A 10663-nucleotide genomic window follows, 5' to 3' on the forward strand; every position below is an offset into this window, starting at 1 on the left:
CCCTGCCGTCCCCGCCCACCCCGCCACGAGTCAACACCCTGGGCGGGCGGTGAACGTAGGTGGAGACCTGCGAGGATCTGATCGCCCGCCGAAGAGGGCGTTCAACGCCCGACGCCAAGGGAGTCGCAATGAGCACAGTGTTCGGTGTCTCGACGTTCGTGACCGATGAGGGGATCGGGCCTGCGCAGCTGGGCCGGGCGCTGGAGGAGCGGGGGTTCGGCTCGCTGTACGTGGCCGAGCACACCCATATCCCGGTGAAGCGCGAGTCCCCGTGGCCCGGGGGCGCCGAGCTGCCGCGCAAGTACTACCGGACGCTCGACCCGATCGTGACGCTGACGGCCGCGGCCGCGGTGACCGAGCGGCTGGAGGTCGGGACGGGGATCGCGCTGGTCATCCAGCGCGATCCGATCATCCTGGCCAAGGAGATCGCCTCGCTGGACCTGATCTCGGGCGGCCGCGCGGTGCTGGGCGTGGGCGCGGGCTGGAACCGCGAGGAGATGCGCAACCACGGCACCGACCCGAAGAGCCGGACGCGGCTGCTGAACGAGCGGGTCCGCGCGATCCGGGCCTTGTGGACCGAGGACGAGGCCGAGTTCCACGGGGAGTTCGTCGACTTCGATCCGGTCCACCTGTTCCCCAAGCCGGTGCGGAAGCCGCATCCGCCGATCATGATCGGCGGTTCCGGGCCGACCACGTTCGACCGGGTGCTGGAGATCGGGGACGGCTGGATGCCGATCTACGGCCGCGACACCGGCGCGCTGGGCCGCCGGATCGCCGAACTGCGCGAGCGGGCCGGGAGGCGGGTACCGGTGACGATGTTCGGCGTGCCGGCCAAGGCGGCGGCGGTGGCCGAGCTGGACGCGGCGGGCGTCGACCAGGTGCTGTTCAACCTCGAGACGCTGAACGAGGCGGACACGCTGAGCACGCTCGACCGGCTGGCTGGCCTGCTCTGATCAGTAGGCTTTCCCCCGTGACGAGTGAACAGCTGTGACGACGGGTGCAGGGATGAGTTTTCCGTGGGGTTCCGGGACCGCGACCGGGGTCGGTTCGTACCCCGGCCAGGATCCGGCCGAGGCGCTGCGGACCGTGCTCGGCGAGGTGCCCGAGCTGCCGCACCTGCCCGAGCTGCCGGCCCGGGGGGTCGGTGCCGACATGATCGGCCGTACGGCCGGGCTGCTGGTCGAGCTGCCGGTGCACGTGGAGCCCTCCGGCTGGCGGTTCTCCGACCGGCCGGGCCGCGACACCCAGCGCAGCTGGGACTTCCTGGCCCGCGACCTGGACGTGATGGAGGAGCTGGCGGAGGGGCACGACGGCCCGTTCAAGATCCAGGTCTGCGGTCCCTGGACGCTGGCCGGGACCATCGAGCTGCGGCACGGTGACCGCGCGCTGAAGGACCCGGGCGCCGTACGCGACCTGACCGCCTCGCTGGCCGAGGGTGTGTCGCGGCACGTGGCGGACGTGCGGCGGCGGCTCCCGCACGCGCAGATCCTGCTGCAGATCGACGAGCCGGGGCTTCCCGCCGCGCTGGCCGGGCGAGTGCCGACCGCCAGTGGCTTCTCGGTGCTGGCGGCGGTCGAGGCGCCGGTGGCCGAGCAGGGCCTGCGCGAGGTGATCGAGGCGGCCGGCGACGCGTACCCGATCGTGCACTGCTGTGCCTCCCGGGTCCCGTACGGGCTGCTGCGCGGTGCCGGGGCCAAGGCGATCTCGTTCGACCTCGCGGTGGTGCCCCGGCGCGACGAGGATGCGATCGGCGAGGTCATCGACGCGGGGATCGGGCTGCTGGCCGGTGCCGTGCCCGCCACGGACCCGGTGCCCCCGAAGACCTCGGCGCGCGGTGCCAGGAAGGCGCCGCCGTCGCTGGAGGCGACCGCCGCGCCCGTACGGGAGCTGTGGCGGCGGCTGGGGTTCCCGGCGGAGGCGCTTGCCGCGCAGGTCGTGATCACGCCGGCGTGCGGCCTGGCCGGGGCGTCGCCCCGGTACGTACGGTCGGCCCTGAAGCGCAGCCGCGAGACCGCCCGGATGCTGTACGAAGCGGCCGAATAGTCCGGCCTGGACGGGGCGGCCGGCGGCACGGCGCGCACGCCAGAATGGGGGCATGACCGTGAGCGAAGCTGTTCCCAGCGGGTCGCCGGACGGGCCGGCGGCGGCGGCCCGGCGGCATCAGGAGCTGAGCCGGGAGGTCGACGAGGCCAACTACCGGTACTACGTGCTCGACGATCCGACGCTGAGCGATGCCGGCTACGACCGGCGGATGCGCGAGCTGCAGGCGCTGGAGGACGAGTACCCGGAGCTGGCCACGCCCGACTCGCCGACGCAGAAGGTCGGCGCGCCGATCACCACGGACTTCGCCACCGTCGAGCATCTGGAACGGATGCAGAGCCTCGACAACGCGATGAGCGACGACGAGCTGGCGTCCTGGGACGACCGGGTGGTCCGCGAAGCCGGCAAGATCGCCGCCTATCTGTGCGAGCCGAAGATCGACGGCCTGGCGATCGCGCTCGTGTACGAGAACGGCCGGTTCGTCCGAGCGATCACCCGGGGGGACGGGCGGACCGGCGAGGACGTCACGTTCAACGTCCGGACGATCGCGACCGTACCGGAGCGGCTGGCCGGTGAGGGCTGGCCGGAGCTGCTGGAGGTACGCGGCGAGATCTTCCTGACCGTCGAGGGGTTCGAGCAGGTCAACGCCGTCCAGGCGGAGGCGGGCAAGGAGCCGTTCGCCAACCCGCGCAACGCCGCCGCCGGATCGCTGCGGCAGAAGGACCCGCGGGTCACCGCGCAGCGGCCGCTGGACATGCTGGTGCACGGCTTCGGTGCCTGGCGCGGCGGGACGCAGCCCGACAGCCAGGCCGGGGCGTACGAGCTGATGCGCGAGTGGGGGCTGCCGGTCAGCGATCGCTACAGGATCGTCGAGGACCTGGACGCGGTCCGCGCGTACATCGAGCACAACGGCGAGCACCGGCACGACACCGCGTACGAGATCGACGGCGTGGTGGTCAAGGTCGACCAGTTCCCGCTGCAGCGCCGGCTCGGCTCGACGTCGCGGGCGCCGCGCTGGGCGATCGCCTGGAAGTACCCGCCGGAGGAGGTCAACACCCGGTTGCTCGACATCAAGGTCGGGGTCGGCCGTACCGGGCGGGTCACGCCGTACGGGGTGATGGAGCCGGTCACGGTCGCGGGGTCGACGGTCACGTACGCGACGCTGCACAACGCGAGCGAGGTCGAGCGCAAGGGCGTTCTGATCGGCGACACGGTGGTGCTGCGCAAGGCGGGCGACGTGATCCCCGAGATCGTGGCGCCGGTGAGCGGGCTGCGGGACGGCTCCGAGCGCCGGTTCGAGATGCCGGAGACCTGCCCCGAGTGCGGCACGACGCTGGCGTACGAGAAGGAGGGCGACGCCGACATCCGCTGCCCGAACGCGCAGTTCTGCCCGGCGCAGTTGCGCGAGCGGCTCTTCTTCGTGGCGGGCCGCAAGGTGCTGGACATCGAGGTGCTCGGGTACGTCGCGGCGACCGCGCTGACCCAGCCGCTGGAGCCGTCCGATCCGCCGGTGCGGAACGAGGGCGACCTGTTCCATCTGACCGTGGAGCGGCTGCTGCCGATCAAGACGGTGGTCCGCGAGCAGCGCACCGGGCTGCCGAAGATCGACGAGAAGACGGGCGAGGAGAAGGTCGTGACCTTCTTCGCCAACAAGGAGGGGCGGCCCAAGAGGACCGTCGAGATCCTCTTCAGCGAGCTGGAGAAGGCCAAGGCGCAGCCGCTGTGGCGGGTGCTGACCGGGCTGTCGATCCGGCATGTCGGCCCGGTGGCCGCGCAGGACCTGGCCCGCGAGATGCGGTCGATGGACGCGATCCGGTCGGCGACCGAGGAGGAGCTGGCGGCGGTCGACGGGATCGGCCCCACGATCGCGAGCTCCATCAAGCGCTGGTTCGAGGTCGACTGGCACCAGGAGATCGTGCGCAAGTGGGCCGAGGCGGGCGTCCGGATGGAGGACGAGGGGTCCGCCGCGCCGCAGCCGCTCAAGGGCGTCACCGTGGTGATCACCGGGACGATGGAGGAGTTCAGCCGGGACTCGGCGACCGAGGCGGTGCAGGGTCTGGGCGGCAAGGTCACCGGGTCGGTGTCGAAGAAAACGGGCTTCGTGGTGGTGGGGGACAGCCCAGGGTCCAAATACGACAAAGCCGTCAAGCTGGGCGTGCCGGTCCTGGATGAGGCCGGATTCCGGGTACTGCTGGCCGAAGGGCCGGATGCGGCCACGGCCGTGACGCTCAGCGGGGACGCATGACCGGGGTGTGGTCGTTACACGGTTAACCAGGTTATGGTTACCCAGTGGTACAGTTCCGCTACCCAGGGGCTGCATCCTAGGGCAGAATGGGAATAACGGAACGTACCCAACCGGTTTCGCGAAGTTGAGTGAAGGTCGTACTCTCCCTGACATCACGACTCACCAGAACCTCCGGCCGTCACACCGGGAAGCGGACCTTCACCTCGTAGCGGCCGCGGTCCGGGGCCGGAGGACGGCCCTCGTACTCCCCCCGAGGATGTGATGAAGGACCCGAACAACACGCGGAACACGATGCCGCGCCAGGGTTCACCACTGTGGATCTACTTCGTGGTGGTGGTCCTGCTGGGCGCCGCCGCGTGCGGTACCGCGCTCGCCGGGATGTCCGGAGCCGAGATCGACGCGCTGGTGCGCAATCCGGTCTTCTGGATCCTGGCCTGCTTCATCGTGTTCGGCGAGCTGCGGCCGATCATCACGCCCGGCTCGACCGAGAACAACGGCGCGACGACCTCCACCACGTTCGCGTTCGCCGCGCTGCTGTACGCCGGGCTGCCGATCGCCGCCGTCCTGCAGGCCGTCGCCGCCGCGACATGCGGGATCCTGCGCGGCCGCAGCCCGCACCGGATCGCCTTCAACGTCGCCCAGTACACCCTTGCGCTGGGCGCGGCCCAGCTGGTGCTGCGGCTGTTCGGGGTGCACGCCGACCCGATCGCGCTCTGGGTGCCCGAGGGCACCGACCTGATCGCCATCGCGGTGGCCGGCACCGCCTACTTCGTCTGCAACGACCTGCTGGTCGGCGTCGCCGTCGCGCTGCACGAGCGGGTCTCGCTGCTCAAGGCCGTCCGCTGGGACCTCGGCTACCAGGTCCTGGTGCATCTGGCGCTGCTCGGGCTGGCCCCGCTGATGGTCGTGGCGATGGACCGCTCGGCCGCGTTCGTCCCGCTGATCGTGCTGCCGTTCATCGCGGTCTACCTCAACGCCTCGGTCTCGGTACGGCGCGAGCACCAGGCCCTGCACGACGGGCTCACCGGCCTGCCCAACCGCAAGCTGCTGATCGTACGGACCGAGGAGGCCCTCGCCGAAGCGCGCGGCGCGGGCGCGCGGGCCGCCGGCACGTCCAGGGCCCCCTTCCTGGCGGGGCTGCTGCCGTTCGCGAACGGACTGGCCGGTGCCGCCCGCCGGAACAAGGACGCCGACGGGACGAGCCGGCGCGCCGGGCTGTTCCTGCTCGACCTGGACCGGTTCAAGGAGGTCAACGACACCCTCGGCCACCCCACCGGCGACCGCCTGCTGCAGCTCGTCGCGCACCGCCTCACCCACAGCGTGCGGCCCGGCGACCTGGTCGCGCGGCTCGGCGGCGACGAGTTCGCGATCCTGCTGCCCACGATCCGGGACGCCGCCGCCGCCCGCGAGGTCGCGGCCCGGATGCGGGCCGCGCTCAGCGAGCCGGTACGGCTGGACGGCATGTCGTTCGATCTGGAGGCCAGCGTCGGGATCGCGCTGTTCCCCGACCACGCCCCCGACTTCGAGCTGCTGCTGCAGCGCGCCGACGTCGCGATGTACAACGCCAAGGCCAGCCGCAACGGCGTCGAGATCTACTCCTCCGCCAACGACCGCAACTCGCCCGCCCGCCTCACCATGCTCGGCGACCTGCGCCGCGCGGTCGACCGCGGCGAGCTGGAGCTGCACTACCAGCCCAAGATCTCCCTGCACGACGGCCAGCTGGTCGGCATGGAGGCCCTGGTGCGCTGGCGGCACCCCGACAAGGGGCTGCTCGGCCCCGAGCACTTCCTGCCGATCGCCGAGCAGACGTACCTGATGCGCTCGATCACCCACTACGTGGTGGAGGCCGCGCTCACGCAGGCCGCCGCGTGGTGGCGCGAGGACCTGACCGTCCAGGTGGCGGTGAACGCCTCCGGCCGCGACCTGCTCGACACCGGCCTCACCGAGGCGATCGAGTCCGGTCTGCTGCAGCGGGGGCTGCCCGCCGCGGCCCTGCAACTGGAGATCACCGAGCGGATCCTGATGAACGAGCCCGCGTACGCCTCCGAGACCGTGAGCGCGCTGGCGGCCCTCGGCATCCCGCTCAGCCTGGACGACTTCGGTACGGGCTACTCCTCGCTGGTCCGGCTCAAGCGGATGCCGGTCGAGGAGATCAAGATCGACGCCTCGTTCATCCAGCGGATCGCCGACTCGTCCGACGACGCGGTGATCGTACGCTCGATCGTCGATCTGGCCCGCACGCTCGGGCTGCGCACCGTGGCCGAGGGCGTGGAGGAGGCACGCACGGCGGTGCTGCTGCGCGAGATGGGCTGCGACGCGGCCCAGGGCTGGCACTTCGGCCGCCCGATGGAGGCCGCCGCCGCCACCGACTGGCTGCGCGGCGGTGTGGAACGTGCCCCCGAGCCAGCGGCCTGAGCCTTCGTTGAGTAGGTGCGGCTGTCAGTAGGTACGGCGGTCAGTAGGGACGGCGCGGAGGGTCCTCGTAGTACGGGTCCTGGCGTACGGGCGGCGGGACCCTGCGGCGGGCCATGCTGAGCCGGACGATCCCGATGATCAGGCCGACCAGCCCGCCGATCATGAGGATGATGCCGACCACCCGGAGATCGATACCGCTGATATCGATGTCCACCGCGTAGGCCAGGATCGCACCGATGATGATCAGGGCGAGACTGCCGCCGATGGTCATGGCGCATGCTCCTCTCGTCGTCCCCCGGACGTCCCCGTTCTGCCCCGCCCGGCCCGGGGGAAACGAGGGAAAGCGTACATATCACCCACCGTGCCCGGCCGGTTCCACGTCGCCCGCGCCTCGGCCCCGCCGTACGCGCGGGCGGTAAAGCGGTCGGCCGGGCGGGACGCGCGCAATAGGATGGCCTCGAATCCCAATCCACCCGTAGAAACGGTTGTCACATGTCCGCCATCACCCGTGACGAGGTGGCCCACCTCGCCCGGCTGTCCCGGCTGGCGCTGGGCGACGACGAGCTCGACCGTCTCGCCACGCAGCTGGACCAGATCATCTCCGCGGTCGCCCGGGTACAGGAGGCCACGGCGGAGGACATCCCGCCGACCTCGCACGCGCTGCCGCTGACCAACGTCTACCGGGCCGACGAGGTCCGCCCCTCGCTCACGCCGGAGCAGGCCCTGTCGGGCGCCCCGGCGGCCGAGGAGCAGCGCTTCCGCGTACCCCGGATCCTGGACGAGGAAGCATGAGCGGGCGGGAGGGAAGGCGGCGCCTCGAGGCGCCCCGGACGCCCGCAGGGGGAGCAGCATGAGCGGGGAGGGCGGCATGAGCGGGAGCAACGGTGACCTGGCGGGGCGGACCGCGGCGGAGCTGGCGGAGCTGATCGCCTCCGGGCAGACCTCGTCGGCAGAGGTCGCGCGGGCGCATCTGGACCGGGTGGCGGCCGTCGACGGCAAGGTGCACGCGTTCCTGCACGTGGACGAGGAGACGGTGCTGGCGCAGGCGCGCCGGGTCGACGAGCGGCTCGCCGCCGGCGAGGACCTCGGTCCGCTGGCCGGGGTACCGATCGCGCACAAGGACGTGTTCACCACCACGGACATGCCCACCACCGCCGGCTCCAAGATCCTTGAGGGCTGGCGGCCGCCGTACGACTCGACCGTGACCGCGCGGCTGCGCGAGGCGGGGCTGGTCATCCTCGGCAAGACCAACATGGACGAGTTCGCGATGGGCTCGTCCACCGAGAACAGCGCCTACGGCGTGAGCCGCAACCCGTGGGACCTCGACCGGATCCCCGGCGGCTCCTCGGGCGGCTCGTCGGCCGCGGTCGCCGCGTACCAGGCGCCGCTGGCGACCGGTACCGACACCGGCGGCTCGATCCGGCAGCCGGCGGCGGTGACCGGGATCGTGGGCACCAAGCCCACCTACGGCGGCTCCTCCCGGTACGGGGTGATCGCGTTCGCGTCCTCGCTCGACACGCCGGGACCGTTCGCGCGCAACGTGCTGGACGCGGCGCTGCTGCACGAGGCGTTCTCCGGGCATGACCGGATGGACTCCACCTCGATCGACCAGGCCGTACCGCCGGTCGTCGAGGCCGCCCGCCGCGCCGACGTGGCCGGGATGCGGGTCGGCGTCGTCAAGGAGTTCGCCACCGGCGAGGGCGCCCAGGCCGGCGTGCTGGCCCGCTTCAACGAGGCGGTCGAGCTGCTGGAGTCGCTGGGGGCCAAGGTCGTCGAGGTGTCCTGCCCCAACTTCACCTACGCGCTGCCCGCGTACTACCTGATCGCGCCGTCGGAGGCCTCGTCCAACCTGGCCCGCTTCGACGCGATGCGGTACGGGCTGCGGGTCGGCGACGACGGGACGCGCAGCGCCGAGGAGGTCATGGCGCTGACCCGGGCCGAGGGCTTCGGCCCCGAGGTCAAGCGGCGGATCATGCTGGGCACCTACGCGCTGTCGTCGGGCTACTACGACGCCTACTACGGCAAGGCGCAGCAGGTCAGGACGCTGATCTCGCGCGACTTCGCGACCGCGTACGAGCAGGTGGACGTGCTGGTCTCGCCGACCACGCCGACCACCGCGTTCCCGATCGGCGAGCGCGCCGACGACCCGATGGCGATGTACCTGGCCGACCTGTACACGATCCCGAGCAACCTGGAGGGCAACCCCGGGATCTCGGTACCGTGCGGGCTGGCGGACGAGGACGGACTGCCGGTCGGCCTGCAGATCATGGCCCCGGTGATGCACGACGACCGGGTGTACCGGGTGGGCGCCGCCGTCGAGCGGGCCCTGGAAGACCGTTGGGGCGGCCCGCTGCTGGCCAAGGCCCCCGAACTGGTGGAGGCGGCCAAGTGACGACCCCGACGCTGATGCCGTACGACGAGGCGCTGGCGCGGTTCGAGCCGGTGCTGGGCATCGAGACCCACATCGAGCTGGGCACCGAGTCCAAGATGTTCTGCGGCTGCCCGACCGGGTTCGGCGCCGAGCCCAACACCCAGGTCTGCCCGGTCTGCCTGGGCATGCCCGGGGCGCTGCCGGTGACCAACCGCGCCGCGATCGAGGGCATCATCAAGATCGGCCTGGCGCTGAACTGCGACATCGTCGAGTGGTGCCGGTTCGCCCGGAAGAACTACTTCTATCCGGACATGCCGAAGAACTTCCAGATCTCGCAGTACGACGAGCCGCTGTGCGTCGAAGGCCACCTGGACGTCCAGGTCGAGGGCGAGACGTACCGGATCGAGATCGAGCGCGTCCACATGGAGGAGGACACCGGCAAGTCGCTGCACGTCGGCGGCGCCACCGGCCGCATCCATGGCGCCGACCACTCGCTGGTCGACTACAACCGGGCCGGCATCCCGCTGGTGGAGATCGTCACCAAGCCGATCCCCGCGACCGGCGAGAAGGCGCCGCTGGTGGCCAAGGCGTACGCCACCGAGCTGCGCGAGCTGGTCCGCTCGCTGAACGTCTCCGACGTCCGGATGGAGCAGGGCTCGATGCGCTGCGACGTCAACGTCTCGCTGATGCCGCGCGGCGCCACCGAGTGGGGCACCAGGACCGAGACCAAGAACGTCAACTCGCTGCGCTCGATCGAACGCTCCGTACGGTCGGAGATCGAGCGGCAGGCGGGCGTGCTGGACGCGGGCGGCCGGATCGTCCAGGAGACCCGGCACTTCCACGAGGACACCGGCGCGACCACCAGCGGGCGGAGCAAGGAAGAGGCCCAGGACTACCGCTACTTCCCCGAGCCCGACCTGGTGCCGATGGCACCGGCCCGGGAGTGGGTGGAGGAGCTGCGCGCGACGCTGCCCGAGCTGCCCGCCGCGCGCCGCGCCCGGGTCCAGCAGGAGTGGAAGCTCTCCGACATGGAGCTGCGCGACGTCGTCAACGCCGGCGCGCTCGACCTGATCGAGGAGACGATCCAGGCGGGCGCCGACGCGGGCGCGGCCCGCAAGTGGTGGATGAACGACCTGTCCCGCCGCGCCACCGAGGACCGGGTGGAGCTGGCCGAGCTGCCGATCACCCCGGAGCAGGTGGCCCGGATCCAGGCGATGGTGACCGCCGGGGAGCTCAACGACAAGCTGGCCCGCCAGGTGTTCACCGGTGTCCTGGACGGCGAGGGCACGCCGGACGAGGTGGTCGCCGCCCGCGGCCTCAAGGTCGTCAGCGACGACGGCGAGCTGGTCGCGATCATCGACCAGGTGATCGCCGACAACCCGGACGTGGTCGACAAGATCCGCGGCGGCAAGGCCAGCGCCGTGGGCGCGCTGATCGGCCCGATCATGAAGGCCACCCGAGGCCAGGCCGACGCCGGCAGAGCCCGCCAGCTCATCCTGGAACGCCTCGGCGTCTCCTAGACCGCGCCCGTCCCGTTGACTCGTGGCGTGGTCGCCGTTGTGTGGGGGTCCGGGAGGGGTACACGCCCCGTG

General features: G+C 71.5%; 8 protein-coding genes. 7 read left to right on the forward strand and 1 reads right to left on the reverse strand.

Annotated features, from left to right (window positions below; genetic code table 11):
• Positions 1-128: 128 nt before the first annotated feature.
• The 4 genes from ACH34Q_RS46755 (at position 129) to ACH34Q_RS46770 (ending at position 6700) form a co-directional block, all read left to right on the forward strand.
• Positions 129-953 carry an LLM class F420-dependent oxidoreductase gene (locus tag ACH34Q_RS46755; RefSeq protein ID WP_395989734.1) on the forward strand — a complete coding sequence of 275 codons (825 nt, stop codon included), beginning with the start codon at positions 129-131 and terminating at the stop codon, positions 951-953.
• A 52-nt stretch (positions 954-1005) separates the two neighbouring features.
• On the forward strand, positions 1006-2043 hold the full coding sequence (locus ACH34Q_RS46760; RefSeq protein WP_395989735.1) for a methionine synthase: 1038 nt from the start codon (positions 1006-1008) through the stop codon (positions 2041-2043).
• Between the two features lie 52 nt (positions 2044-2095).
• A complete protein-coding gene (gene ligA, locus ACH34Q_RS46765) occupies positions 2096-4285 on the forward strand; it encodes an NAD-dependent DNA ligase LigA (RefSeq protein WP_395989736.1) in 2190 nt (729 codons plus the stop codon).
• A 261-nt stretch (positions 4286-4546) separates the two neighbouring features.
• Positions 4547-6700, forward strand: coding sequence for a putative bifunctional diguanylate cyclase/phosphodiesterase (locus ACH34Q_RS46770; protein ID WP_395989737.1), 2154 nt, complete (start codon positions 4547-4549; stop codon positions 6698-6700).
• Between the two features lie 40 nt (positions 6701-6740).
• Here the strand turns inward: ACH34Q_RS46770 and ACH34Q_RS46775 are convergent, their stop codons facing one another.
• Positions 6741-6971, reverse strand: coding sequence for a DUF6458 family protein (locus ACH34Q_RS46775; RefSeq protein WP_395989738.1), 231 nt, complete (start codon positions 6969-6971; stop codon positions 6741-6743).
• 221 nt (positions 6972-7192) lie between these two features.
• Here ACH34Q_RS46775 and gatC point away from each other — a divergent pair, with 221 nt between their 5' ends.
• The 3 genes from gatC to gatB all read left to right on the forward strand — a co-directional run bounded on the left by gatC (position 7193) and on the right by gatB (position 10591).
• Positions 7193-7492 (forward strand): Asp-tRNA(Asn)/Glu-tRNA(Gln) amidotransferase subunit GatC, encoded by a 300-nt coding sequence (gatC, locus tag ACH34Q_RS46780; RefSeq protein ID WP_395989739.1) that lies wholly within the window; start codon positions 7193-7195, stop codon positions 7490-7492.
• A 76-nt stretch (positions 7493-7568) separates the two neighbouring features.
• A complete protein-coding gene (gene gatA / locus ACH34Q_RS46785; RefSeq protein ID WP_395989740.1) occupies positions 7569-9092 on the forward strand; it encodes an Asp-tRNA(Asn)/Glu-tRNA(Gln) amidotransferase subunit GatA in 1524 nt (507 codons plus the stop codon).
• Positions 9093-9106: 14 nt separating this feature from the next.
• On the forward strand, positions 9107-10591 hold the full coding sequence (gatB, locus tag ACH34Q_RS46790; RefSeq protein ID WP_395989741.1) for an Asp-tRNA(Asn)/Glu-tRNA(Gln) amidotransferase subunit GatB: 1485 nt from the start codon (positions 9107-9109) through the stop codon (positions 10589-10591).
• Positions 10592-10663 lie beyond the last annotated feature (72 nt).

The organism is Actinomadura sp. 9N407 (genome assembly GCF_044326315.1).
Classification (GTDB): Bacteria; Actinomycetota; Actinomycetes; order Streptosporangiales; family Streptosporangiaceae; genus Spirillospora.